Source organism: Leifsonia sp. Y878, from assembly GCF_057669685.1.
Genome location: NZ_JBYHFS010000003.1, coordinates 208,388 through 232,740, shown reverse-complemented (window position 1 = coordinate 232,740; position 24,353 = coordinate 208,388). Strand labels below are relative to the sequence as shown.

24 protein-coding genes are annotated in these 24,353 nt (G+C 65.2%); 9 read left to right on the top strand and 15 right to left on the bottom strand.

The window, feature by feature from the left end; genetic code table 11:
* The first annotated feature begins 99 nt into the window (after positions 1-99).
* Entirely contained in the window at positions 100-987 is an 888-nt protein-coding gene (gene purU / locus AC25Y4_RS12200; protein ID WP_488120686.1) for a formyltetrahydrofolate deformylase, read from the top strand.
* An 18-nt stretch (positions 988-1,005) separates the two neighbouring features.
* Positions 1,006-1,362 (top strand): YrdB family protein, encoded by a 357-nt coding sequence (locus tag AC25Y4_RS12195; RefSeq protein ID WP_488120685.1) that lies wholly within the window; start codon positions 1,006-1,008, stop codon positions 1,360-1,362.
* Here AC25Y4_RS12195 and AC25Y4_RS12190 read toward each other — a convergent pair.
* Positions 1,359-2,597, bottom strand: a complete 1,239-nt coding sequence (locus AC25Y4_RS12190; protein ID WP_488120684.1) for an MFS transporter — start codon at positions 2,595-2,597, stop codon at positions 1,359-1,361. The two genes, AC25Y4_RS12195 and AC25Y4_RS12190, sit on opposite strands and share 4 nt — an antisense overlap.
* Positions 2,598-2,622: 25 nt before the next feature.
* Positions 2,623-3,411: a type I methionyl aminopeptidase gene (map, locus tag AC25Y4_RS12185; RefSeq protein ID WP_488120683.1), complete on the bottom strand. Its 789-nt coding sequence runs from the start codon at positions 3,409-3,411 to the stop codon at positions 2,623-2,625.
* Between the two features lie 66 nt (positions 3,412-3,477).
* On the opposite strand from map, the gene AC25Y4_RS12180 reads away from it, so the two are divergent.
* Positions 3,478-3,780, top strand: coding sequence for a helix-turn-helix domain-containing protein (locus AC25Y4_RS12180; RefSeq protein WP_488120682.1), 303 nt, complete (start codon positions 3,478-3,480; stop codon positions 3,778-3,780).
* A 51-nt stretch (positions 3,781-3,831) separates the two neighbouring features.
* Here AC25Y4_RS12180 and AC25Y4_RS12175 read toward each other — a convergent pair whose 3' ends face one another.
* From AC25Y4_RS12175 to AC25Y4_RS12150, 6 genes are all read right to left on the bottom strand, one after another.
* A complete protein-coding gene (locus AC25Y4_RS12175) occupies positions 3,832-4,617 on the bottom strand; it encodes a glucosamine-6-phosphate deaminase (protein WP_488120681.1) in 786 nt (261 codons plus the stop codon).
* Positions 4,618-4,849: 232 nt separating this feature from the next.
* Positions 4,850-6,373, bottom strand: coding sequence for a glycoside hydrolase family 3 protein (locus tag AC25Y4_RS12170; RefSeq protein WP_488120680.1), 1,524 nt, complete (start codon positions 6,371-6,373; stop codon positions 4,850-4,852).
* Positions 6,374-6,378: 5 nt separating this feature from the next.
* Positions 6,379-7,332: a carbohydrate ABC transporter permease gene (locus AC25Y4_RS12165; protein WP_488120679.1), complete on the bottom strand. Its 954-nt coding sequence runs from the start codon at positions 7,330-7,332 to the stop codon at positions 6,379-6,381.
* Entirely contained in the window at positions 7,329-8,255 is a 927-nt protein-coding gene (locus AC25Y4_RS12160; RefSeq protein ID WP_488120678.1) for a carbohydrate ABC transporter permease, read from the bottom strand. Before AC25Y4_RS12160 ends, AC25Y4_RS12165 begins: the two co-directional genes overlap by 4 nt.
* A gap of 132 nt (positions 8,256-8,387) precedes the next feature.
* On the bottom strand, positions 8,388-9,737 hold the full coding sequence (locus tag AC25Y4_RS12155; protein ID WP_488120677.1) for an extracellular solute-binding protein: 1,350 nt from the start codon (positions 9,735-9,737) through the stop codon (positions 8,388-8,390).
* A 68-nt stretch (positions 9,738-9,805) separates the two neighbouring features.
* A complete protein-coding gene (locus AC25Y4_RS12150; protein ID WP_488120676.1) occupies positions 9,806-10,978 on the bottom strand; it encodes an ROK family transcriptional regulator in 1,173 nt (390 codons plus the stop codon).
* A gap of 281 nt (positions 10,979-11,259) precedes the next feature.
* Here AC25Y4_RS12150 and AC25Y4_RS12145 point away from each other — a divergent pair, with 281 nt between their 5' ends.
* Positions 11,260-12,042, top strand: coding sequence for an endonuclease/exonuclease/phosphatase family protein (locus AC25Y4_RS12145; RefSeq protein WP_488120675.1), 783 nt, complete (start codon positions 11,260-11,262; stop codon positions 12,040-12,042).
* Between the two features lie 71 nt (positions 12,043-12,113).
* On the opposite strand, the gene AC25Y4_RS12140 is transcribed toward AC25Y4_RS12145, so the two are convergent.
* Both AC25Y4_RS12140 and AC25Y4_RS12135 read right to left on the bottom strand, forming a co-directional pair.
* Complete coding sequence (locus AC25Y4_RS12140; RefSeq protein WP_488120901.1) at positions 12,114-14,096, bottom strand: heavy metal translocating P-type ATPase; 1,983 nt, start codon at positions 14,094-14,096, stop codon at positions 12,114-12,116.
* Positions 14,097-14,253: 157 nt separating this feature from the next.
* Positions 14,254-15,468, bottom strand: a complete 1,215-nt coding sequence (locus AC25Y4_RS12135) for an NADP-dependent isocitrate dehydrogenase (protein ID WP_488120674.1) — start codon at positions 15,466-15,468, stop codon at positions 14,254-14,256.
* Positions 15,469-15,687: 219 nt separating this feature from the next.
* On the opposite strand from AC25Y4_RS12135, the gene AC25Y4_RS12130 reads away from it, so the two are divergent.
* The 4 genes from AC25Y4_RS12130 (at position 15,688) to AC25Y4_RS12115 (ending at position 18,817) form a co-directional block, all read left to right on the top strand.
* On the top strand, positions 15,688-16,140 hold the full coding sequence (locus AC25Y4_RS12130) for a GNAT family N-acetyltransferase (RefSeq protein ID WP_488120673.1): 453 nt from the start codon (positions 15,688-15,690) through the stop codon (positions 16,138-16,140).
* A gap of 15 nt (positions 16,141-16,155) precedes the next feature.
* The gene (locus AC25Y4_RS12125; protein WP_488120672.1) at positions 16,156-16,518 is read left to right on the top strand and encodes an MGMT family protein; all 363 of its coding nucleotides are present in this window, start codon (positions 16,156-16,158) and stop codon (positions 16,516-16,518) included.
* Positions 16,519-16,773: 255 nt separating this feature from the next.
* Positions 16,774-18,084 carry an HNH endonuclease signature motif containing protein gene (locus AC25Y4_RS12120; RefSeq protein ID WP_488120671.1) on the top strand — a complete coding sequence of 437 codons (1,311 nt, stop codon included), beginning with the start codon at positions 16,774-16,776 and terminating at the stop codon, positions 18,082-18,084.
* A 97-nt stretch (positions 18,085-18,181) separates the two neighbouring features.
* On the top strand, positions 18,182-18,817 hold the full coding sequence (locus AC25Y4_RS12115) for a GntR family transcriptional regulator (protein WP_488120670.1): 636 nt from the start codon (positions 18,182-18,184) through the stop codon (positions 18,815-18,817).
* A gap of 12 nt (positions 18,818-18,829) precedes the next feature.
* Here AC25Y4_RS12115 and AC25Y4_RS12110 read toward each other — a convergent pair whose 3' ends face one another.
* Genes AC25Y4_RS12110 through AC25Y4_RS12090 form a run of 5 tightly spaced genes read right to left on the bottom strand, consistent with a single transcriptional unit; the run spans position 18,830 to position 23,182 of the window.
* A complete protein-coding gene (locus AC25Y4_RS12110; RefSeq protein WP_488120669.1) occupies positions 18,830-19,843 on the bottom strand; it encodes a VOC family protein in 1,014 nt (337 codons plus the stop codon).
* A 4-nt stretch (positions 19,844-19,847) separates the two neighbouring features.
* Positions 19,848-20,942, bottom strand: a complete 1,095-nt coding sequence (locus tag AC25Y4_RS12105) for a 4-oxalomesaconate tautomerase (RefSeq protein ID WP_488120668.1) — start codon at positions 20,940-20,942, stop codon at positions 19,848-19,850.
* Positions 20,939-21,739, bottom strand: a complete 801-nt coding sequence (locus AC25Y4_RS12100) for an NAD(P)-dependent oxidoreductase (protein ID WP_488120667.1) — start codon at positions 21,737-21,739, stop codon at positions 20,939-20,941. The genes AC25Y4_RS12105 and AC25Y4_RS12100 overlap by 4 nt, the downstream gene beginning before the upstream one ends.
* Complete coding sequence (locus AC25Y4_RS12095; RefSeq protein WP_488120666.1) at positions 21,739-22,440, bottom strand: 4-carboxy-4-hydroxy-2-oxoadipate aldolase/oxaloacetate decarboxylase; 702 nt, start codon at positions 22,438-22,440, stop codon at positions 21,739-21,741. Before AC25Y4_RS12095 ends, AC25Y4_RS12100 begins: the two co-directional genes overlap by 1 nt.
* A 10-nt stretch (positions 22,441-22,450) precedes the next feature.
* On the bottom strand, positions 22,451-23,182 hold the full coding sequence (locus tag AC25Y4_RS12090; RefSeq protein ID WP_488120665.1) for a PIG-L deacetylase family protein: 732 nt from the start codon (positions 23,180-23,182) through the stop codon (positions 22,451-22,453).
* Between the two features lie 156 nt (positions 23,183-23,338).
* Here AC25Y4_RS12090 and AC25Y4_RS12085 point away from each other — a divergent pair, with 156 nt between their 5' ends.
* Complete coding sequence (locus tag AC25Y4_RS12085; protein ID WP_488120664.1) at positions 23,339-24,310, top strand: ABC transporter substrate-binding protein; 972 nt, start codon at positions 23,339-23,341, stop codon at positions 24,308-24,310.
* The last annotated feature ends 43 nt before the right edge of the window (positions 24,311-24,353 follow it).

Here is a 24,353-nt window from a genome sequence, read left to right as displayed (position 1 = left end):
CTGTGTGTTCGAGAAGTCGCTGTGAGTTCGAGAAGTCCCGGTGTGTTCGAGAAGTCGCTGTGCGGTCCTTGGAATGGCCTGGGCCGGTAATCTGGCTGGATGGACACTTCGTCGCTCATCGCATCCGCTTCGGTTGGCGCTCACCACCACTGGGTGATCTCACTCGTATGTGCCGACCAGCCGGGAATCGTGCACGCGGTCAGCGGTGCCATCGTCAGCGCCCGCGGCAACATCACGGAGAGCCAGCAGTTCTCCAGTGCGGACACCGGCCGGTTCTTCATCAGACTTCAGGTGGAGTCCCCCGCAGACCGCGCCGAGATCGAAGCAGCCCTCGCGCCCGTCATCGAGCACTACGGCATGCACGCCATCGTCGACGTCGTCGGGCGCCCGCTCCGCACCCTGGTGCTGGCCTCGACGGCCGCGCACTGCGTCAACGACCTGTTGTTCCGCCAGCGTGGCGGCCAGCTTGCCGTCGAAGTGCCGCTGGTGCTCAGCAACCACGGCACGCTGCGCGACCTCGTCGGTTTCTACGGGGTGCCATTCGAGTCACACCCCGTAACGGATGCCGCCAGCAAGGCCGCCTTCGAAGCCCGCGTCATCGAGGCGATCGAGGAACACGACATCGAGCTCGTTGTGCTCGCTCGCTATATGCAGATCCTCTCCCCAGAGCTCTGCACGCGCCTTGAGGGCATGGCCATCAACATCCACCACTCGTTCCTGCCCGGCTTCAAGGGCGCGAACCCGTACCGGCAGGCACACGCCCGCGGCGTGAAGCTGATCGGCGCGACGGCGCACTTCGTGACCAGCGACCTCGACGAGGGACCGATCATCGAGCAGAACGTCGTACGCGTCGACCACTCTCGCAGCCCGGCAGAACTCGTGGCCATCGGCCAGGACGAGGAGAGCCGCACCCTCACGCAGGCCGTGAAGTGGTTCGCGGAGAACCGCGTGCTGCAGGACGGCGCCCGCACCATCATCTTCCGCTAGCCCCCGTAGAATTATCGAGTGACAGACACACCAGCGCCCGTCAAGATCGGCGCCAACGACATTCTCCGGTTCATCCTCGAACTGTTCGCCTTCGTCAGCCTCGGCATCTGGGGCTTCGTCGCCTGGCCGCTGCCATGGCCCGGCATACTCATCGGCATCGGCGCGCCCGTTTTCGCCATCCTGGTGTGGGCGCTGTTCCGCTCCCCCAAGGCCGTCTTCAAGCTCGACCCGTTCGGCAAGGCCATCGTGGAGATCTTCGTCTTCGGCGCAGCAGCGCTAGCGTGGTGGGACCTCGGCCAGCCGATCATCACCGTCGTCTTCGCTGTCGTCGCGACGGCAAGCGGCATCATCTCGGGCCGCAAGGAACTGCGCTAGTCCGCAGGTGCCGCCACCGGCCTGAGCACGTCCCTCGGCATCCGCAGTGCGTAAGCGGATGCCGCCAGGAACAGCAGCCCGCCCACCCCGAACGCCACGGGGTATGAGAACGTGTCGGCGAGCAGCCCTGCGGCCAGCGGACCGACGATAGCTCCAACGTCTGCGCACATCGAGAACACCGCGACAGCGCGACCACTTCGCGACCCTGCAGCGTCCCCCACGGCTGCGGCAGGCGCGGTGCCCATGAACGCCGACGCGATCCCGTAGAGGCACAGCAGCACGGTCAGCACGCCGATGTTCGGCGCAAACGGCACTGCGACGATGATGAGTGCTGCGGCCGCGAAGGAACCCACGATGGCAGGTTTCCGCCCCACCGTGTCGATGAAGCGGGCTGCGGGAGCCAGGGCGATCGTCTGGGCGATGGCCGCAATCGCGAAGGCGATGCCCGTCCACGCCGTTGGGCCGTTCAACACCTCGACGATGAGCACAGGGATGAGAGAGCTCCGCACCCCGAACGAGGTCCAGCCCTGCGCGAAGTTGGCCACGCACGCTGCCCGGTACCGGCGATCGGTGAGCACCATCCGGAAGGGGATCGGGACGGCGGCCTCGGCATCCGCTGCCGCGTCGTGGTGCAGAGTGCGCGGCCTGAGCAGGACCAGCCCGATGATCCCGGCAATCGCCAGTGTGCCGGCGTAGAAGAAGAACGGTGCGGTGAGAGAGATTGTGGCGAGCAGCCCGCCGATGGCCGGGCCTGCCATGCCGCCGAGCAGGAATCCGCCCTGGTAGAAGCCGATGGCCCTGGCCCGCAGCGCTGGCGAGGTGGAGCCGAGGAGCATGGTCATCGCAGCGACGGTGAACATCGCAGAGCCAATGCCGCCGACCCCGCGGAGGACCAGCAGCTGCGGATAGTTGGCCGCGATGCCGACCAGGCCACTTGATACCGCGACAATGCCGATTCCGATGGCCAGTACCAGGCGTTCGCCCATCCAGTCGATCAGCCGACCGCAGAACGGGCTCGCCACGAGACGCATCAGGGCGAACGCAGAGACGACAGCGCCGATCTCGAAGTTTCCGACGTTGAAGCTGCGCACGTACACGGGCAGCACGGGGATGACGACGCCGAAGCCGACCATCACGAAGAAGGAGATGACGCCCAGCACGTAGACATCGCGGGGCAACCGCGGCTTCGACCCGACTCGGCGGATATCAGTGCCGCCGTGCCGGAAAGATCTCATCCGACCAGCGTAATCGCTCGGGCTCTCAGGGGTGCAGGGGCGCTTTTGTCGGCAGGGTGAGGATCTCGGCTCCGTCGTCGGTGATGGCAATGGTGTGCTCGCTGTGCGCTGTGCGGCAGCCTGTCGCACTACGGAGCGTCCACCCGTCAGCATCGGTGACGAGCTCAGCGGTGTCCACCATGACCCACGGTTCCAGCGCGAGCAACAGCCCAGGGCGCAGCGTGTAGCCGCGGCCGGGCCGCCCGTCGTTTGAGACATGGGGGTCCTGGTGCATCGTCGTTCCGATGCCATGACCGCCGAACTCCATGTTGATCGGGTATCCGGCCTCGCTGAGAACCGTACCGATGGCGTGCGAGATGTCGCCGATGCGAGCGCCTGGTCCTGCGGCGGCAATTCCCGCGCTCAACGCGCGTTCGGTCGCGCTGATCAACGCGACGCTCTCCGGGGGCTTCGATTCGCCCACGATGAAGCTGATGGCAGAGTCTGCGGCGACTCCGCCGAGCAAGACGGCGAGGTCCAGGGTCAGCAGGTCGCCGTCGGCAAGCGCGTAGTCGTGTGGCAGTCCGTGGAGCACAGCGTCATTGACGGACGTGCAGATGTAGTGGCCGAACGGCCCGCGTCCGAAGGAGGGCTCGTAGTCCACGTAGCAGGACTGCGCTCCGGCCTCGATGATCATGGCCTTGGTCCACCGATCAATGTCGAGGAGGTTCGTGCCGACTGCGCTGCGACTCTTCATGGCCTGCAGGATGTCGGCGACCAGGCCGCCTGTGGCCTTCGCTTTGGCCAGTTCAGTGGGGTTCAGTATCTCGATCATGCGGTGCCTTCCTCGTGGAACCAATAACTATACCGGCCATATTATCCCGGTACTAGAATCGGAGCCATGGTCAGGTTGCCGCTTACTCCCGCAGAGGTCGAGCGTGGAGAGCGCCTTGGGGCCCTGTTGCGGCGAGCCAGGGGCGAGCGTTCGATGCTCCAGACCGCGCTCGACGCCCGAGTGTCCCCGGAGACCCTCCGGAAGATCGAGTCTGGCCGTGTGGCGACCCCTGCATTCCCGACGATCGCCGCCATCGCGGATGTCGTCGGCCTCTCCCTCGATGCGGTGTGGGCCGAGATCAACGAGCCCGATCACGTCGGTGAGCCGGAGCACTCCGGTCACCACCCACATGAGCGGTTGGTCTCGTAACCCACAACCCGAGCAGCCGGCGAACGGCTGCCCAGGCGGCTACAGGTGCGGCTAGATGCCCTGCCAGGCGGGCTTGTGCGCCCAGGCGTGCTTGTAATACGGCAGGTTGGCGAGCTGGCTGGCTGCGGCCTCATCGACCACGACCGTCACCCGCGGGTGCAGCTGGATCGCGGTGCCCGGCTGGCTGGCAGAGAGCGCACCCTCGACGGCCTCAGCGATCGCGTGGGCCTTGGCCTCACCGAACGCGAGCAGCACGAGGTGCTTGGCCCGCAGGATGGTGCCGAGTCCCTGGGTGATGCAGTGCATGGGCACGTCGTCGGGGGAATCGAAGAACCGTGCGTTGTCTTCCCTGGTCTTCTCGGTGAGCGTCTTGATGCGGGTGGTCGACGCGAACGACGATCCGGGCTCGTTGAAACCGAGGTGGCCGGTGCGACCGATCCCGAGGATCTGCACGTCGACCCCACCGGCTTCGGTGATCGCACGCTCGTAGTCGTCGCCAGCGGTGGCGATGGTGGCCAGGTCGCCGTTCGGCACGTGGATGTTCGCTGCGGTCAGGCCGAGGGGCTCAACGACATCGCGCGTGATGACCGCGCGGTAGCTCTCCGGGTGTCCGGCCGGCAGGCCAACGTACTCGTCAAGCGCAAAGCCGCGCACGCGGGATACGTCGAGAGGATCGGCCGCAAACGACTCTGCGAGCGCGCGATAAACAGGCAGCGGCGTTGACCCCGTGGCCAGGCCGAGCACGGCATCCGGCTTGTGCGCGATCAAATCCCGAATGGATGCTGCAATCAGCTCACCGGCTGCCCACTCATTTTCTACAACGACAACCTCAGCCATTACCCAACTCCAACCACATAACTCTGACTTTCCTTGCGCTAATCCTATCTTTACCAATCAGAATCAATCACATCGTCGCCGGCCAGAATTCGCCCGGTGGCGCCGCTGCGCGGCGTCGTTGGTGGAAACAAACCACCGCCCCGTTGGTCGAGGAGGCCGGCAGCGGCCGTCTCGAGACCCATAGCGCAGGGATCGGCCGACAGATTTCGAGACACTCGCTGGCGCTCGCTCCTCAATCAACGGGGGTATTTACCAGCAGCGCCAACAGTGCTCGGCCCACCAGCCGCGACGCCCCGAAGGTGGCGATATCGGCGTACGCCAGGTCATCAGAGGGCCAGCCCATGTCGACGACAAGTACCTCGCGCCCCTCTGCTCGCAGCCGATCGATGATCGCCCTGGCGAATTCGTGCCTGTGGTTGTCCTTGCCGATCACGAGCACCGGGGCCAGGCCGGCGAGCACGATCTCGCGTTCACTGTCGACCGTGCAGGTCACGACCGGGTGCGAAGCCCACGCCTCGACCGACGGAGATTCTGGGTGCTCCGCCGCCTCGGCGAATGGCCCCCACGGTGCCACTCCAACGGCGATGTTCGCGACCGTCTCGAGCCGCACCACCGAGTAGGCCGCAGGGGCGGAAGCCAGCCAGGTCGCCGCCGCCTCATTCACCGCAAACGAATCCACGATCAAGCGGATGTCGAACTCAGGCTCATCGACGGAATTCACGCCGGCCGGGATCGGCAGCTCCACCGCAGCGGCCCGTGTCGTCTCTGCCAGGGCGAGCACTCGCGCGGCGGCCTCGGCCACCCGGTCGGTGTCCAGTTCGCCGGACTCGATCGCGCCGAGCACCGCAGCCTCAATCTCATCGAGCTGGGCGTCGGTGTTCTCTGTACCGATGCAGAGCAGGTCACAGCCGGCGGCCAGCGCTGCGGCAGCCGCAGCCGGAATGCCCAGCTGCGCGCTTGCCCCTGCCATGTCGAGCGCATCGCTCACGATGACGCCGTCAAAGCCGAGTTCGTCGCGCAGCAATCCGAGCAGGATGCGCTTGGACAGCGTGGCCGGGTACACCGGATCCACCTGGGGCAGCAGAATGTGCGACGTCATGACGGTCAGAGCACCCGCGGCGATCGCTGCCCTGAACGGCACCAGCTCCCGCTCCTGCAGCTCAGCGAGGGTCAGATCGACAACCGGCATCGCCAGGTGCGAGTCCTGGGCGGTGTCGCCGTGGCCAGGGAAGTGCTTCGGGCTCGACGCGACGCCCGTCGACTGCAGCCCGCGCACCCACGCCGCGCTGTGGGCAGCCACGTGCTCAGGGTCAGTGCCGAAGCTCCGCACCCCGATGACGGGGTTGTCCGCGTTGGAGTTGATGTCGACATCCGGTGCGAATGTCAGGGTGCAGCCGGTCTGCCGCAGATCCCAGCCGACCATGCGCCCGACGCGTTCGGTGCGCTCCAGATCGTCGAGTCGACCAAGAATGGCGTTGCCGGGGTACGGCGACCCCGATTCGTAGTACAGCCGGGTGACATCGCCACCCTCCTCGTCGATGGCGATGACGGCATTCGGATTCGCGGCCAGGATCTCAGCCGTCAGCCGACGCAGCTGCGTGCGCGAGACGATGTTGGGCCCGAAGATGCACACCGCACCGAGTCCGCCCCGCAGGCGACGCTCCAGCCAGGCCGGGAGGGTGGTGCCGACGAAGCCGGGCATGAGTGTTGTGGCGATCTGTCGACGCAGCACGTCGCGCTCCACCGCCGTGTCCACGAGGCTCAACCCTTGACCGCCCCGCTGACCAGCCCGCTGGTCATCCGCCCCTGCACGAAGAGGAAGAAGATGATGACGGGTACGGCGACCAGCGTCGATGCGGCCATGACCTGGCCCCAGTCGATCGCCCTGCTCGCGCTGGCCTGGATGAAGCCGCGCAGCCACAGCGGCAGCGTCTGGTCTGAATTGTTCTGCAGCAACACCAGCGCCACCGTGAACTCGTTCCAGGCCTGCAGGAACGCATAGACACCGGATGCCACGAGCCCAGGGGCCAGCAACGGGAACGTAATTCGCATGAACGCCTGCGTACGGCTGAGCCCGTCGATCATGCCGGCCTCCTCGAGGTCGGCTGGCACGCCGGCGACGAAGCCGCGCAGCATCCAGATCGTGAATGGCACAACGGCGGCAATGTAGATGATGCTCACGCCGACGATGGAGTTGAGCAGGTTGAGGCTGCCCATCAGCTTGTACTGGGCGATGAACAGGCCTTCGGCCGGCAGCATCTGGATCAGCAGCACCGCGAGCACGAACGACTTCCGCCCCCTGAATCGGAACCGGCTGATTGCCAGTGCGCCGAAGAAGGCGAACAGCAGGCAGAACGTCACAGTGATGAACGCAATCGCCACGCTCATGCCGAGCGCAGGCAGGAAGCTTCCCCCCTCGACGACCGCGACGAAGTTGTCGAGGGATCCGCCGAACGGCAGCCAGGTCGGTGTGGTGTTCTGCAGCACGACGTTCGGCAGCAGCGACGAGTTGACCATCCAGTACACCGGGAACACCCAGATGAGCGAGACGACGATCCCGACGACGCCGAGGAGTACTTTGGTGGGCTTGAAACGGCGGTTGCCGCTCCGTGCCCCCTGGGTTCCACTGGCGCCAGCAGGGCGATAACCCTGTCGCGCGGGCGCTGTGCCCGCTGCACCATCTTCGGTGCGGGGCGAGGTCAGTTCTGAGGTCATGATTCGTCCTCCTTGAGCATGCTGCGCACGTAGAACCAGCTGAGTGCGACGGTCAGGATCAGCACGAAGATCGAGACGGCGCTGGCCATGGCGAAGTCGCTGGAGCCAACGCCGAGCTGGTAGATGTACGTGCCGAGCAGGTTGGTTTCGGATGCGATCGAGCCGGCATCCTGCAACAACCGAATTTGGGTGAAGACGCGCAGGTCCCAGATCACCTGCAGCAGCATGATGATCGCAAGCACGGGACGGATGATCGGCACGATGATGAACCGCAGCCGCTGCGCGGGCCGCGCGCCGTCCATCTGGGCCGCTTCCAGCACCTCGGTTGACACCTGTGTCAGGCCGGCATAGATGGAGAAAGCCACGAACGGCACGCTCATCCAGACCACGATCACCATGGCGATGAAGAAGAAGGAAAGCGGTTCGGCCAGCCAATTGTGGTTCTGGAAGTCGAGGCCCATGCTCACCAGCACCGAGTTGAGCACGCCACGACGCCAGTCGATGAGCCAGTTCCAGACCGTCATGGCCGCGACGACGGGCATCGCCCATGCCAGCAGCATGGCGATCTGCAGGGTGATGCGCACCACGGCGTTGACGGCGTTCATCAGCAGCGCGAGCAGGGTGCCGACGACCATGGTGACGCCGGCGGTGACGAGGCAGAACGCCACAGACCTGGCGACGACTGCCCACATGTACGGGTCGGTGAAGAGGGTGATGTAGTTGTCGAACCAGACGAATTCAGGGGGCTGCCCGAACTGCTGGGCAAGGCCGAACTTCTGCATCGAGGTGACGAACTGCCAGACCAGCGGATAGCCGAGTGCCAGCACGAGGATGGCGATGGCGGGGACGATGAGCAGGTAGGGGGTGAATCGGCCCCTTTTCCTGCGTGGCCTCTCGGCCAACACGAGGTTCTGCGTTGTCACGCTGTCCCTCCTTTCATGTGGTGACTGACACGTCGCTGGTTGAGGAGGGCCGCCAGGCCCGTCTCGAAACCATCACGAGGTTTCGAGACGGCCGTGAACGGCCTCCTCAACCAACGACGGCGTGGTGCGGTGTTACTTGCCGTTCAACATCGGGGTCAGCTTCTTGTCGTACTCGGTGGCGAGCGCCTTCAGGTCGGGTGCGTCCTTGATCTTGCTGAAGAACTCTTCCATCACGAGCGACCCTTCGACCGTTGCCCACCCGGGTGCTGCAGGGGTGAGCTTCGAGTTGGAGGCTGACTCGATCAGTGCCTGTGCGAACTGGTCGTCACCGAGTGAGTTCACGTAGTCGCTGTTTGCCGGGCCGAGGCCGTTCTCGCCGAGCATGGTCTGGTAGTCCTCTGAGTAGATGATCTTCAGAAGGGTCTTAGCCAGTTCAGGGTTCTTGCTCGTGGCGGAGATACCGATGTTGGAGCCACCGGCGAAGACCGGTGCCGGCTTGCCATCGTTGCCCGGCAGTGCGAAGACGGCGTTCTTGGTGTCATCCCAGGTGCGGGTGGCCTTGCCGTCGGCATCCGTTCCCAGCGTTCCGATCGACCAGTGCGCCCAGGTCGGCGCCATGATCGTCGCGGCGGAAAGTGAGGTGCTCGACGTGACGTTTCCGTCGGCGTCTTTGATCTCGTCGCTGTCGTTCAGGTAGATGTACTGGTTGGAGTCCTTGGCGTCGTTCGGCGCGTTGGACGCCGTGTTGTACAGCTCCTGAAGCTGCTCGAGGCCCTTCTGGGTGTTTTCAGACGCGAGTGTCGACGTCCAGGTGCCGTCCTTCACCGTGGCGAGCTCTCCGTCGTTGGCGAAGATCCAGGAGATACCGTTCCGCCAGTCCTGTCCCCCCAGATAGAAGCCAGAGAAGCCGGGGATGTTCAGCGGGTTGGCTGCGTTGACGGCTGCAACCGCGGTGTTGAACTCATCGAGCGTGGTGGGCTGGGCAACGCCGGCAGCTTCCCACACGTCTGAGCGAGTGAAGACGGCACGCGACCCGAAGTAGTACGGCAGCGTGTAGTTCTTGTCGCCCACCTTGCCGGCGTCAACGAAGGACTGCAGCAGCTTGTCGCCGCCGAGCTCGTCGTACATGTCGGAGATGTCGAGGAACGCACCGACGTTCGTGAACGTTGGCGACTGCGTGTTGCCCATCTCCGTGACATCCGGCGTGTTGTTGGCGTCTGGGAGCGAGGTCGTCAGCTTGGTGACGAGGTCTCCCCAGTCCTGCTGCTGAATATTCAGTGTTGCGCCGGTCTCCTTGTTGAACTCCGTCTTCAGGTAGTCCCGGAGCGTGTCTGGAGTGTCGCCGCCCGCCAGCCACAACGTGATTGTCTTGCCTGCGCCGTCTGTGCTGGCGTCATCGCCAGGCGCGGCGGAGGAGCATCCTGCAAGAACGAGGGCGGACGCTGTCGCCACTGCGGCGAGCGTGATGAGCTTTCTCTTCATGAGAGGTTCCTTTCTTGGATTGCCGGCGTATGCGGATGCCACACCGAGTGGAGCAGGGAAAAGCTGTGTTAAGAAACCCCGAGTCGGCCGGACAAGACCATCACGGCTGCGCCGCGAAGTACGATGTCCGCTCCTTGCGAGGTCATCCGAAGCGTGAGGTCGCTGTGAAAATCGACCATGGTTCTGCTTCGAAGCGTCTCGATGGTTGCCGCTGCCAGCGGCCCATCAAGAAGTGAGGTGGGGCCGCTCAACACGATTTCGTGCAGGTTGAGGGCGCCGACGACGGGAGCGAGCACGATGCCGAGGCGTCGGCCTGCTTCCGCAAGAATGTGGTCACGGGCCTCTGCCGCATTCGCCTGGTCAGCGGATGCCATGGCCAGCTTGATCTCCTGGGTCAGGCGGGGAGCGGCCAGCCAGGCTTCGAGGCAACCGGTCTTGCCGCAGGCGCACAGCGGACCACCGTCTGTGCCGACGACCACGTGACCGATCTCACCGGCTGCGAACCGGCCGCCGAAGACCGGGCGCCCGCCGATGATGAGCCCGGCACCGACGCCGTGACCGACCTTGACCAGCAGGAGGTCGTGATCCGCTCCCCCGAAGCTGTGCTCAGCGAGCACGGCGGCGTTCGCGTCGTTGGCAACGATGACCGGGAGGTCGGTGTGCTGCTCGAGAAGCGCGCAGAGCGGCAGGTTCTCCCAGCCGAGGTTTGGGGCGCTGCGCACGACACCATCGAGGTCGACGATGCCTGGGGACCCGATGCCGACGCCAAGGATTGGAGCCGTGGCGAGCGCGATCACCGCATCGAGCAGGGCGATCACCTGGGCTACCGCGCTGTCGCCCGTCGCAGCCCCGAGTGCGACCTCTGATCGCTCCAGCACGGTGCCGTCGAGGCTGAGGACGCCGCCGCGCAGCATCCGGTGCTCCGACAGGTCGAGGGAGATGATCTGGAAGGCTGCCCTGTCGATGTCGACGAGGGTGGCCGGCTTGCCAGGACGCACTGACTCGCGCTGCCCGAGCTCAATGACGAGCTTGTCGGCGATGAGGTCAGAGACCAGGTCGGAGATGGTCACCCGCGTCAGGCCCGTCTCGCGAGCCAGGTCGGCCCTGCTCTGGGACCCGGCGTGATAGAGGGTCTGCAGCACGAGAGCGCGGTTATGCCCACGGGCATGCTCCGGCAACACCTTGGAGGTGGTGCGTAGCGCCCGACTGTGAATCAGTCGTTGGGCATCCGTTGCCGTCATGTTTGTTAGTAAAGCTTACGAACTAAAGGAAGGCAAGAAAAAGATCCGCCGATTCGGGTTCTTTACCCAGTTGTAACATTCGGCAGTCACACTGCACGGGTGGTCGCGCCAGGTTCGCGATTCGAGAGAGGGCGGGAATGTCGTACTCGTGCGCCCGGCATCTGCCAGTTCAGAGGTAATCGTCGTATGCTGGCTCACCGCACGCACGTCATGCGCAGGCACCACTCGTTACACGCAACTCGTTACACGCAACTCGTTACAAGAATTGAGGCAGGTCGTTCGTGAGGGTCATCAGCTATAACCTCCGCAAGAACCGCGCAGTCGGCGAACTAGTCGCACTGACAGAGGACTACCGGCCAGACGTTCTCTGCCTGCAGGAATGCGACACCGTCGACCTCCCGGCAGAGATCGGCAACCTGCACCTGGCAGACTCCACGAGCCGCAACCGGCTGGGCCTTGCCGTGTATTACCGCAAGGACAGGTTCGACGCTGTCACCACACAGGCCTTCGAGCTCAAGAAGTCATTGCACGACCGTGTGCTGAAGCCTGCCCACGAGCGCCTCATCGGCACGCGCCTCATTGACAGGGAAGCCGAACGCGAACTTGTCGTCGCCTCCTTCCACGCCGCGCCACTCACGGCGCTCAACTCCCTGCGGCGCAAGCAGATCCACACGGCGCTCCACGAGCTGCGGCTGCTGGGCCCAGGACTGCCCACTCTCATGGTCGGCGACTACAACTACCCAATCTTCAAAGCGCACCTCAGCGATCGAGTCAAGGAGTCTGGCTACGACCTCACACTGAGCGACAACCGAACGTACACGCGATACAAGTTCTTCCGTGGCCACTTCGACCTCGCCACGTCTGTCGGTCTCACCATCGACAACATCGAGACGCTGGCTCGTGGCACGAGCGACCACATGCCGATCCTGGTCACCTCGTCATACACGACGGGCAAGCAGGGCGCCGGACACGAGGAAGCCGTGCGGGAGAGCGTGACTCACGAGCCAGCCGGACGTGTTGCCCCGCCGAAGGCGGAGCCAACGGACGACGACTTCGTGCTCTAACCAAACGGCGATCCTGAGGAATCTCTCACGTCGTACCGGCGAATTGGTACCGAGCGGATGCGACGCGCGCCTCACGACCGGGCTGCTGGCACGCGCGACGGGCTGGGGCTCGGCAGCAGCTTCCCGGCCGCATCGCGGCGCGCACCGATGGCCCGCAGTGCGTTCAGGATCGTGGCGAGGTCGACCAGCTCCTGAAGCAAGGCGCCGATCGTGGCCGGAATCAGGCCGAATGCCGCGATGATCATCAGGCCGATGCTGAGCGCGATGCCGAGCCAGATGCTCTGCAGGGCGATGCGCACGGTGTCCTGCCCGATGATGACAGCGCGGGCGGCGCGGGAGATGTCATCGAGCATGATGACGACATCCGCTGATTCGCTGGCCGCTGTCGAACCCTTAGCCCCCATCGCAATGCCGACATCGGCAACGGCCAGCACCGGGGCGTCATTCACGCCGTCGCCGACCATGATGACCGGGCGAAGGGTCAACCCGCGCACGGTGTCGACCTTGTCGCTGGGGAGGCATTCTGCCTGAACCTGGTCGATGCCGACATCCTTGGCAATGTGCTCCGCCGTCACGCGGGCATCGCCGGTGAGCATCATGGTGTTCCGCACGCCGTGAGCGGCGAGGTTCTCGATGGTGGCGCGCGCGTTGTCACGCACCCGGTCGCTGGCCACGATGCTGCCGGCAAAGGAATCATCGACGGCGACGTAAATGGCCAGTTCTCCGCTCTGCAGTTCGGTCGTAACAGCATCGCTCGCCCGCTGGGCGATGAAGGCGAATTTGCCGATGGCCACCTCGCGACCGTGGATCCTCGCCACCACGCCGTTGGTGGCCACCTCGCTGGCTGCATCAGCCGGTTCGAGCGCGAGTCCGCGGGCGTGGGCTTCGGCGATGATCGACGCCGCCAACACGTGCGACGAATACTGCTCAGCGGATGCGGCCAGCCTCAGCAGCTCGCTCTCGGCATCTGGCCGTTCGGCGACGGCACCGGCCGGGTTGATGCGGTTGATCGACGGCTGCCCATACGTGAGGGTGCCGGTCTTGTCGAAGACCACCGTCTTGGCGCGAGACAACTGCTCGAGCACTCCCCCGCCCTTCACGATGATGCCGTTGCGAGCCGACCTGCTCATGCCACCCATGAATGCGACGGGAGCTGCGATGAGCAGCGGGCACGGCGTGGCAACGACGAGCACCTCCGCGAAGCGCACGGGGTCACCGGTGACGATCCAGGCCGTCGCCGCGATCAGCAGGGACACGACCGTGAATGGCACCGCGTAGCGGTCGGCCAGGCGCACAACGGGTGCGCGGCTCTCAGAGGCCTCTGCGACCAGGGCGACGATGCGCTGGTACTGGCTGTTCGCGGCCGAGGCCGTCGCCCGCATCGTCACCGCTGACTGGCCGTTGATCGACCCGCTCAGGATACTGTCGCCGGTGACGTGCTCAACGGGGATGCTTTCCCCGGTCAGCGACGACTCGTCGAAGGACGCGCTCGGCGAGAGGAGGTCGCCGTCGACGGGAACGATTTCTGCGGGGCGGAGCAGCAGGATGTCTCCTGGCCGCACCTGCGTGGCCGGCACGTCTTCGACATCCGTTTCGCCGCTGCCAGTTTCGACGCTGCCGGTACCGGTGCTGCCAGTTTCGACGCTGCCGGTTTCGGTGCTGCCGGTTTCGGTGCTGCCGATCCGGTGCGCGATCTGTGGCGCCCGACTGAGCAGCGCAGTCAGTTCACGCTTGGCCCTGCCGGCCGCATAATCCTCCAGCGCCTCGCCGCCCGTGAGCATGAGCACGATGAGCAGGCTGGCCACGTATTCGCCGACGAGCACGGTGGCGATGATCGCCGTGACGGCGAGGATGTCGATTCCCCAGCTGCCGCTCTTCAGCTCCCTGAGCATGTCGATGAACGACCTGGCCGCCACCAGAAGCGCAAAGAGGCTGAAAATCCAGGGGATCGGCTCGGTAAATCCGATCGCCCACAGCACCAGGCCAAGGATGCCGATGACGATGGTCGCCGCGACCAGCGGATACCGACGCATGAGTGAGAGCACTTCTCGCATGACTCCAGTGTCGTCACTCGTGGCGGGTTGCGCCAGCGAGGACAGGCTCGCCTCGGTGTCCTCACTCACGACGCACTGCAACACAAAGGGCCCCGATCGAATCGATCGAGGCCCTTCGGGGTGTCACAGGTGCGAAGCGACCGTGACGAGAGACGAACTACGCCAGGCGAGCCTGCAGGTTCTCCGCGATGGCCGCGAGGAACTCTTCGGTGGTCTGGTACGCCTGGTCAGGTCCGACCAGGAGCGCGAGGTCCTTGGTCATCTTGCCGCTCTCAACGGTCTTGGTGACGACATCCTCGAGGATGTGCGAGAACTCGATGAGTGCGTCGTTGTTGTCCAGCTTTCCGCGGTGCGCGAGCCCACGGGTCCAGGCGTAGATCGACGCGATCGGGTTGGTCGACGTGGGCTTGCCCTGCTGGTGCTGGCGGTAGTGACGGGTCACGGTGCCGTGAGCAGCCTCAGCCTCGACGACCTTTCCGTCTGGCGTGGCCAGCACGGAGGTCATCAGGCCGAGCGAGCCGAAGCCCTGTGCAACGGTGTCGGACTGCACGTCGCCGTCGTAGTTCTTGCAGGCCCAGACGTAGCCGCCCTCCCACTTCATGGCGGATGCCACCATGTCGTCGATGAGACGGTGCTCGTAGGTCAGCCCTGCTTCTTCGAACGCAGCCTTGAACTCGGTGTCGAAGACTTCCTGGAACAGGTCCTTGAAGCGACCGTCGTATGCCTTGAGGATGGTGTTCTTGGTCGAGAGGTAGACCGGGTAGTTGCGGGAGATGCCGTAGTTGAGCGATGCACGAGCGAAGTCGCGGATCGAGTCATCCAGGTTGTACATACCCATGGCGACGCCGCTGCCCGGTGACTGGAAGACCTCGAACGACTGGGCCTCGCTGCCATCCTTCGGCGTGAACGTCATGGTGAGGGTGCCTTCACCCTCGAAGCGGAAGTCGGTGGCGCGGTACTGGTCGCCGAACGCGTGACGGCCGATGATGATCGGCTTGTTCCAGCCGGGAACCAGGCGCGGGATGTTGCTGATGATGATCGGCTCGCGGAAGATCGTGCCGCCGAGGATGTTGCGGATGGTGCCGTTCGGCGAGCGCCACATCTTCTTCAGGCCGAACTCTTCGACGCGTGCCTCGTCGGGGGTGATCGTCGCGCACTTGACGCCAACGCCGTGCTTCTGGATGGCGTGGGCCGCGTCGATCGTGATCTGGTCGTCGGTCTCGTCACGCTTCTGGATCGAGAGGTCGTAGTACTCGAGGTTGATGTCGAGGTACGGGTGAATGAGCGTGTCCTTGATGGCCTGCCAGATGATGCGGGTCATCTCGTCGCCGTCGAGTTCGACGACTGTGCCTTCAACCTTGATCTTCGACAATTATTTCTCCTCAGGAAAGTGGGCCGCGCTGGCCAGCGTCAAGCTTACCTGAGCCAGTCAAGTATCTCGACATCGAGACAGTTTTCAGCTGAATGCAGCCAAACATCCGCTGTGCGTCGTCTAAGGTTTGCGGTGAAGTAGCAAGGATTCGCTGTGAACGGCAGATGTCATCCCTACGGACGACTACCACCAGCCCCACCGGCACGTTAGCCTGTTCACATGCCTGAGCTGAGACTGGAAGAACTGTCCGCACGCAACATCGTTGCTGCCAACAACCTGAGCTTGAAGCCCGGCCAGGAGCAATTCATCGCCCCTGTCACGTACTCCGTCGCCGCGTCGACTATCAACCCGGCCACCTCCTGGCAGCGCGTTGTGCTGAGCGAAGAAAAGGTCGTTGGCTTCATTCACGGCAACTTCGACCCAGAGTCTCCCCAGGAAGAACTGCGCGCCTGCATCTGGCGCATCAACGTCGACGCCGACGCGCAGGGCCAGGGTGTCGGCAAGTTTGCCGCGCACGCCCTCGCCGAAGAAGCGCGGAAGCGTGGCTTCAACCGCATCACCGTCATCTGGGAGCCGGGCGAAGACGGCCCTGAAGCGTTCTTCCACCGCATCGGCTTCACCGACGTCGGCGAGACCCAGTACGGCGAGACCATCGGCGCGCTCGAACTCTAGCGCCCTCCCCCAGCGATGCGCCTCGGCCCCGACAGCCCGTTCGTGGCCAGCGTGCTCGACATCGTCGACTCAATTCCAGCCGGCCGCGTGATGACCTATGGGGATGTCGCGGCTGTACTCGGCTCACGCGGTGCTCGTCTCGTGGGCCAGGTGATGTCGCACTACGGAGCGGATGTCGCGTGGTGGCGCGTCATCCGCGCCGGCGGGCATCCGCCGATTGAGCACGAGCAGCGCGCCCTGCAGCACTACCTGGCGGAGAAGACGCCACTGGTGCTGGCGTCGGGGACGGGCACGTGCATCAGCACAGACACACGCACGGCCACGTATCGCATTGCTCCCGCCGCACGCTGGTTCCCGCCCAACGACGACCTCGGCTGACGACGAACGCCTGAGGGACGAGGTCGGGCCTCGACACCACGCGCGCCGATCTCGAAACGTGCTGAGCTCGACATGGAACCCACCCCCGGTGGTCGAGGAGCGAGCGCCAGCGAGCGTCTCGAGACCTCTCGGCCGGCGCCAGAGAGGCCTCCTCCACATGTCACCCCTCGCGACAGTTGTCCACAGCAGAATACCCAGATCAGGGCTTATTTCTGTTACCTAAGAATGTCGGTGGTGCCGAGGATAATTCAGGGCATGAACCCCCTCATGAAACAACTCGGCAGAGAAGTCGAGGAGGCCGCCCGATTACATCGGAGCCTCGCGACGATCGCGGCGGAAGAGGCCGTCGCGATCGACCGGGCCCGCCTGACTAGCGAATCCATGACCACCGCCCCGATCACCGCCCCACTAGTCGAACAGGCCTGGGCGAACGAGCGGCTGCTCGTCACCGAACTGGCCTGCGCGTTCCGCGTGCCGGAGCGCACCATGGAAACGACGATCGCCGTCAGCAAGATCCTCGTGCACCAGCTGCCCACCACCCTGGCCGTGTTGCAGGCCGGGGACATCAGTTACCGGCACGCCACCACCCTCGTCGACCAGAGCATCGGGCTGTCCCCGGAGAACACGGCTGCCCTTGAGGGGGCCGTGCTGCCGGATGCCGGCCGGCTCACCGTGGCGAAGTTCGCGCAGAAGACCCGGCGAGTGCGGGAACGGCTCGACGCGGAGTCAATCACCGCTCGGCATGAGCGCAGCGTCGCGGACCGAGCGGTATTCTTCGAACCCGCCCAGGACGGTATGTGCTGGGTCAGCGCATTCCTGCCGGCAGCGAAAGGACAGGCGATCGTGAACCGGGTGACGAACTTCGCGATGAGTTTGCAGGGTTCGGATGAGTCCCGCACGCTGACGCAGTTGAAGGCAGACGTACTCGTCGATCTCATCCTCGACTCGGACTGCGGTGATAGCGACGGTGCTGGTGCTGGTACTCGTGGCATCAAAGCCGATGTCGCCATCCTGGTGCCAGCACTGACGCTCCTTGGGCGAAGCGACGAACCCGCCATCCTCGAGGGCTACGGGCCGATCGACCTCGACACCGCCAAGGAGTTGGTCGGCGACGCGACGAGCTTCCTCCGCATCCTCACCAACCCCGAGACCGGAGCATTCCTGTCCGTGGGGCGGGATCGCTACCGGCCGCCAGCCGATCTCCGCACGGTATTGCAGCTACGGGACGGCACCTGCCGGTTTCCCGGCTGCAACCGGGCGGCCAGGCAGAGCGATATCGATCACACTGTTCCATTCGCGGAGAACGGTTACCAGGGCGAGACAAGGCTGACGAACATGGCCTGCCTCTGCGCGAAGAACCACCGCGACAAACACGAAATCGGCTGGCAGGTCAGCCAGGCAGACGACGGAATCCTCCACTGGACATCACCAACCGGCAACAAGTACGACACCGAACCTGAGAACGAGATCGGGCCAACCGCTCTGCCTACAGGCTCGGTCTCGGTCTCGGTCCCGGTCCTAGTCTCGGTCTCGGTCGAACCGGACGCCAGCATCCCGCCGTTCTAGCATCGCTGCGCCGCGCCAGCGGTGCCATTGCTCGACACCGCAGCGAACACGCCCGCATGTCAGAGCAACGGTCACAACTGGAACTACGATCAAAGCCATGAGTGTCGATATCTACGAGCAGCTGCGCGACGCCATTGCGACCGGGCAGCTGCACCCCAATGAGCGCCTGGTCGAAGCCGACCTCAGCGCCCGCTACGCCGCGTCGCGCAGCGCGGTGCGCACGGCACTCGTCCGCCTCGAGCAGGAAGGGCTCGTCGAGCACGAACGCAACCGCGGAGCCAGGGTGCGATTCATCGGCGAGGCAGAGGCGATCGAGATCTACGAGGTGCGCGCCCTGCTCGAAGGACTCGCCGCGCGGAAGGCCGCAGAGCTCGCCACCGATGCCGACCTCGCCCGTCTGAATGCGCTCGTCTCCGACATCCGCTCACGCCTCGACGCCGATGACCTGATGGGCGCCTCAGAGGTCAACATGCAGTTGCACAGCGAGATCATGGAGCTGGCTGGGCACACGACGGCCTCGCGCCTCGTCGCCAACCTCAATTCACACCTGGTGCGGTACCACTACCGCACCATCATGCAGCCGGGCAGGCCGGAGAAATCGTTCGCGGAGCACAGCGCCGTCGTCGATGCCATCGTGCGGCGTGATCCGGATGCCGCAGAGCAGGCCATGCGCAGCCACCTCGCCCAGCTGACCAGAACCCTCTCAGACCCGCTGCGCACCGCCGACGTCTAGACCCGCCGACCTCTAGACAGGGACGACCGGCGTGCCGTGCGTGTGGAACGTGTCGATCGTCTTCAGGCCCCAGGCCTGACCCTTCGCGCGTTCGGCAGCCGTCCAGCTGACGGTTCGCCAGTCCGGCGCCAGTATCAGCCGCGCGCCGGCGTTGCACAGCTCGATGCGATTGCCGCCCGGCTCCCAGACATAGAGGAAGAACGTCTGCTGGATGGCGTGCTTGTGCGGGCCGGTCTCGATGTGGATGCCGGCCTCCAGGAACACGTCTGCCGCCCGCAGGATGTCCTCGCGGGTGTCCGTCGCGAAGGCGACGTGGTGCAGCCGCCCTGAGGCTCCCGTCCAGTCGCCCGTGTAGACGAGGTCGTATGACTTGTTGCAGACGGAGTACCAGATCGCTGCCGGCTCACCGTCGTCCGTGACGATCCGCTCCGTGCAGCGAGCGCCAAGCACATCGCCGAGGAAATCGGCAACCGGCGGCACATCGCCCGTCAGGTAATTGACGTGGTCGAGCCTGCGCACATTCGCGCCGCGCCCGGGGAAGGCGGCCGCCTGGTTCTTCAGGGCCGGCCGGTCTGAGTCGTCTGCCTGGTAGCGCTCGACCTCCCAGTACAGTCCCATCGGGTGGCCGTCAGGGTCGTCAAACAGGTAGACGGGTCCGAGCCCGCGCACCGACGTGTCCCATCCCATCCCCCTGCCGCTGGCCTCGATATCGGCGACTTCGCGATCCAGCGCCTGGGGGCTCGCTGCCCGCAGGAACGTGCGTCCGATGCCGGCCGCCTCCCGCTGGATAAGCCGCACGGTATAGCTCTGGTAGTCATCCCAGGTGTGCAGGTACACCGACTCTGCGTCGCGGTACACCTCACGCAACGCCATCAGATTCACGAAGAAATCGCGCGATTCCTCCAGCACAGGCGTGTACAGCTCGATCGGCCCCACGTGCGCGATGTCGCGGGAACGCGCAGGGTCGTGCGTCAGCTTCGGCGCAGCGATGTCGACGAGTGGAGCGGTTGCGGGGCTGTCTGTCACGGTGTCAGTGTCCTTGCGTACGGGGCCAGACGCGGCCGTCGAAGAGCTTGCGAGCAGTGCGGATGACGGCGCTCCTGGTGAGCTGTAGCTCACCAGTGTGCGTCGCGAGTTCGACCTCGACGTCGAAGTACCCGGTTGGATGTTCGATGCGGAATGCCCCGCTAGCCGTGCGCGCACCGACCAGGTCCGCGGCGACAGAGCCGGGCACCAGCGCGCCAGCGGCCACCGAGATGGCGCCGACGACACCGATGGAGGTATGCACCCGCTTCGGAATGAACGTGCGGGTGGACAGGGTGCCACCGTGCTGGGGCGCCGACAGAATGGACATCTTCGGCACCGTGCTGTCGCGCACATCACCGAGTCCCATCGCGGGGCCGGCGAGCAACCGGATCTCCTCAACCAGCGCAGTGAGCGTGCCATTCTCCTCAAGCTCTGTGGGGCTCTCCGCACCGGAGACGTCGAGGTCCTCTGCTCGCAGCAACACGACGGGCATACCGGCGTCAACGCAGGTGACCTCCACCCCCGCGAACGTGTCCCTGGCATTGCCGGTCGGCAGCAGCGGCGAGCCAGTGCTCGGAAACTCGAGTGGCACCCCTGCGGCAGGGAACGGCACCCCGTCGATCAGCACATCGCCGGCGTAGTTCACCCGTCCATCCGGGGTCGACACGCGCGCGGTTGCCGTGCCCCCACCGCGGTTCAGGATGCGGATGCGCACGGCAGTGACGGCATCCGCTCCCCCGCCCAGCGCCGGCAGCAGCCCGCGTTCGAGCGCGAACGGCGCCACCCCGGCCAGGAGGTTGCCACAGGTCTGCTGGTCAGACACCAGCGGCGCATCGACCTGCACCTGCAGGAACAGGTAGTCGATGTCGATGTCCGGCTCGGCAGAGCGGGAGATCACCGCGACCTTGCTGGTGAGCGGATGCCCGCCGCCAATTCCGTCGATCTGCCGCGGATCGGGCGAACCCATGATGCGCAGTAACAGGTCGTCGCGCTCTACGGCATCCGCTGGCAGGTCATCGGCGAGAAAGTAGGCCCCCTTCGAGGTGCCTCCGCGCATGAGCATGCACGGGATGCCATCGGCCTCGCCGGACGCGGTCATCGCAGCACACCGCCCCGTGGAATGCTGACGGCGCCCACCGACATGAGCGTTTCAACGGTGCCACGCGTCATCACCGCAGAGATGCCTTCTCCCTCCACCATCTCAACGGCCGCCTGCATCTCGTGCACGCGGCGAGCGCTGTGCTGCATGGTTCCGTCGAGGAGCCGACCGAGCACCGCAGGGGTCAATCCGGTCAGGGTCTCTGTGACGTGGTCGGAGAACCAGTCGAGCTGGTCATAGGCCTCCGCCGTGCGCAGCGACTCGACCAGGAGCGCGGTGACGCCCTTGACCACGATGCTGCGAAGAAGCTTCCGCGTTGCGGCCGCCCCAGCCTCGCCACCCAGGGACTCGATCACCATGCCGTGCGGGGCGAGCTCATCGGCCAGCCGGTCTGCGCCGGGGCCGGACGCCAGCACAGGGGTCGCCAGCCCGGCCAATGTCACCGGTGCCATCAACACCGCGTCGACGAAGCTGATGCCGTGTTCGCTCGCGGTGCGGGCGAGGTCGGCCTTCAGGTGCGGGCTCGAACTGGAGAAGTCAACGTAGAGAGCACCGGGGCTGGCCGCCCCAAGCACCGATTCCAGTGCAGAGACGGCATCAGGAGCAGCGGTCAGGGCGAAGATGACCGCGGCGCCTGCCACGGCCTCGACGGCAGAGGACGCCGTCGTGTACCGGGTGGATTCGGGCGCAACCGCGGGGTCGTAGCCACTCACGCTGGCCGTCGCACCGAGGCCATCGGCCAGGACGCGACCGGCCTCACCGAGCCCCAGGACGGCAACGACCATCGTGTCTGGCATCAGAGCTCGCGAGCGGGAAGGCGGTCGACGTACTCCACGCCGAGCTCGGCCAGCAGCGGGCGCAAGCTGTACATATCAACGCCCAGGATGCCATCGGCCAGTTTCCGGCGCTTGGTCGCCTCGTTTGCCACCCGCGCTTCGGAGGCGGCGAGCACTGCAGCGCTGTCGACGCGGTCCACCCGCATCACCCCATCGTCGTCGGCGATGATCACGTCGCCGGGGTTGATCAGCTGGCCGGCGCACACGACGGGCACGTTCACAGAACCCGGCGTCGCCTTGACGGTGCCCTGCGAGTGCACGGCACGCGACCAGACCGGGAAGCCCATCTCACGCAGGGTGGCGATGTCGCGCACTCCGGCATCAATCACGAGGCCGCGCACCCCTCTCGCGAGCAACGACGTCGCCAGAAGGTCGCCGAACATGCCGTGCACGGACGGCGACGTTGTGGTGACGACCAGGATGTCTCCTGGCCTGCACACCTCAACGGCGGCGTGGATCATCAGGTTGTCGCCGGGGTGAGCAGAGACGGTGACCGCGCTGCCGGCTATGGCCGCGCCGTCCTGTCTGGCCTGGATCTCTGGTCCGAGGAGTCCGATACGACCAGCCGCTTCGTGCGCGGTTGCGACACCGACGCTGGCGAGTCCGTCGATCGTCTCCTGGTCAGCGCGGTCGATGGTGCGCACAACGAGGTGTTGCGACATCCGCTTCCCCCTAAGCCAGCTCTGAGGTGACCTGCGGATAGACCCGCTGGTACGCCTCGGCGAATGTATTGACCGGTAACCCGAGATTCGGCCCGCTGTTGCGTTTGGCCTGCACACCTCTTCGGCGTCCGAGGTCACTGTAGTACTCGACCAGGTGCCCCTGGGCGCCCAGGCTCTGCATGGCGGCGAGCTTGGTCTCCCAGACGGACGTGATGTCGAGCAGTACGTCTGGCACGAAGCCGGAGACCTCGCTCTGGTGCGGTTCGAAGCAGAACACCGGCGGAGCGCCGATGACATCGCCGGCCCCGACCACACCGGCCGCCTGGGCGAGGATGCGTGCCTTGCGCGCGATCTCGCCGGCGGCAGGGTGGTCGACGTTGTACGGATCGCCCGGCGTGTGGGTGAGTACGGCGCTCGGCTGCAGTTCACGGTAGAGCTCGACCAGCTGGGTGAGCAGTTCAGGGGTTTCCACCAGCGGATAGTCGCCGGCGTCGTAGAACCGCACCTCTGCGCCGAGATGGGAAGCGGCGACTTCGCCCTCTTCCCGACGTACGGCCTTGACCTCGTCCATGCTCTTCCCTGCGCGCCACAGGCTGGCGGACTCCCCCCGCTCCCCATAGCTCAGGCAGGCGATGACGGCACGCTGTCCGCGTGACACGGCCAGGGCCAGTGCGCCACCGGCCCGCCAGACAAAGTCACCAGGGTGAGCGGTGATGGCAAGCAGCGGACCAGGCTCGGTCATGGAATCTCCTCGGTGAGATAGGTGAGATGCAGGTGCGAATGGCGTGAAGCAGAAATTGGTACTGGACACACGCTACAAAGTCGTAACATAATTGTCAACAATCTCGTAGCACACCCTTAGCTCCCTCACACAACAGCCTCAACACAATGGAGTGTCATGAAGAAAACGCTTGTGATCGGACTCGCCTCTGCGGCCCTCATCGCCCTGAGCGCGTGCTCAAACACGCCCGCCGATACGCCAGAGTCGAATGCCGCCTCTGACGCCGCTCCCATCGCCGTGAAGGTCGGCGTCATCCCCATCGCAGATACCGCAGCCCTGTACCTCGGCGTTGACAAGGGTTTCTTCGCCGATGAGGGCCTGGACGTCACCATCGAGACAGCGACGGGCGGCGCGGCCATCGTGCCATCCGTGGTCAGCGGTGACTACCAGTTCGGCTTCAGCAACCTGCTCTCGCTCATGGTTGCCGAGGAGAAGGGGCTTCCGCTCCAGGTCGTCAGTGCAGCCGTTGCCTCGACCGGCGACACCGAAAGCGACTTCGGCGCGGTCATCGTGCCAGGGGACTCCCCCATCACCTCGATGAAGGACCTCGAAGGCAAGACGGTCTCCAGCAACAGCCTCGGTAACATCAACGACACCGTCGTGCGCACCCTTGTCGACGAAGACGGTGGAGACTCATCCACCATTGAATTCGTCGAGGTCGCGTTCCCCGATGCCGGCGCTGCCGTCGCCAACAAGCAGGTCGATGCAGCCTACGTCGTCGAACCCTTCGTCACGGCCGCCCTGGCCGCCGGCGATCGCGTGGTCTCTTATGCATACGCCGACTTCGACCCGAACCTCAACGTCGCCGGCTACTTCGCCACGTCCGACACCGTCGACAACGATCCTGAGCTCGTCTCCAAGTTCCAGAGCGCCATGAAGAAGTCGCTCGAATACGCAGAGGCCAACCCCGACGAGGTGCGCGCCATCATCGCGACGTACACCAAGACACCGGCCGACGTGCTGGCGACGATCGTCCTCCCCTCGTTCCCGACCGAGATCGACGCCGACGCGACAGAGAAGCTGGGTGAGGCCGCCGCCAAGTACGGTGTCCTGAAGAGCGCACCGGATATGAGCACCTTCCTGCCGTAGCCCGTCGCATCGCCCATCACCGGATACACACAACGAAGTGGCT

Coding starts and splice junctions, on each gene's coding strand:
- purU (WP_488120686.1), top strand. CDS start 100: ATGGACACTTCGTCGCTCATCGCATCCGCTTCGGTTGGCGCTCACCAC.
- AC25Y4_RS12190 (WP_488120684.1), bottom strand. CDS start 2,597: ATGAGATCTTTCCGGCACGGCGGCACTGATATCCGCCGAGTCGGGTCG.
- map (WP_488120683.1), bottom strand. CDS start 3,411: ATGATCGAGATACTGAACCCCACTGAACTGGCCAAAGCGAAGGCCACA.
- AC25Y4_RS12180 (WP_488120682.1), top strand. CDS start 3,478: ATGGTCAGGTTGCCGCTTACTCCCGCAGAGGTCGAGCGTGGAGAGCGC.
- AC25Y4_RS12175 (WP_488120681.1), bottom strand. CDS start 4,617: ATGGCTGAGGTTGTCGTTGTAGAAAATGAGTGGGCAGCCGGTGAGCTG.
- AC25Y4_RS12165 (WP_488120679.1), bottom strand. CDS start 7,332: ATGACCTCAGAACTGACCTCGCCCCGCACCGAAGATGGTGCAGCGGGC.
- AC25Y4_RS12155 (WP_488120677.1), bottom strand. CDS start 9,737: ATGAAGAGAAAGCTCATCACGCTCGCCGCAGTGGCGACAGCGTCCGCC.
- AC25Y4_RS12150 (WP_488120676.1), bottom strand. CDS start 10,978: ATGACGGCAACGGATGCCCAACGACTGATTCACAGTCGGGCGCTACGC.
- AC25Y4_RS12140 (WP_488120901.1), bottom strand. CDS start 14,096: ATGCGAGAAGTGCTCTCACTCATGCGTCGGTATCCGCTGGTCGCGGCG.
- AC25Y4_RS12130 (WP_488120673.1), top strand. CDS start 15,688: ATGCCTGAGCTGAGACTGGAAGAACTGTCCGCACGCAACATCGTTGCT.
- AC25Y4_RS12125 (WP_488120672.1), top strand. CDS start 16,156: ATGCGCCTCGGCCCCGACAGCCCGTTCGTGGCCAGCGTGCTCGACATC.
- AC25Y4_RS12120 (WP_488120671.1), top strand. CDS start 16,774: ATGAACCCCCTCATGAAACAACTCGGCAGAGAAGTCGAGGAGGCCGCC.
- AC25Y4_RS12115 (WP_488120670.1), top strand. CDS start 18,182: ATGAGTGTCGATATCTACGAGCAGCTGCGCGACGCCATTGCGACCGGG.
- AC25Y4_RS12105 (WP_488120668.1), bottom strand. CDS start 20,942: ATGACCGCGTCCGGCGAGGCCGATGGCATCCCGTGCATGCTCATGCGC.
- AC25Y4_RS12100 (WP_488120667.1), bottom strand. CDS start 21,739: ATGCCAGACACGATGGTCGTTGCCGTCCTGGGGCTCGGTGAGGCCGGT.
- AC25Y4_RS12095 (WP_488120666.1), bottom strand. CDS start 22,440: ATGTCGCAACACCTCGTTGTGCGCACCATCGACCGCGCTGACCAGGAG.
- AC25Y4_RS12090 (WP_488120665.1), bottom strand. CDS start 23,182: ATGACCGAGCCTGGTCCGCTGCTTGCCATCACCGCTCACCCTGGTGAC.
- AC25Y4_RS12085 (WP_488120664.1), top strand. CDS start 23,339: ATGAAGAAAACGCTTGTGATCGGACTCGCCTCTGCGGCCCTCATCGCC.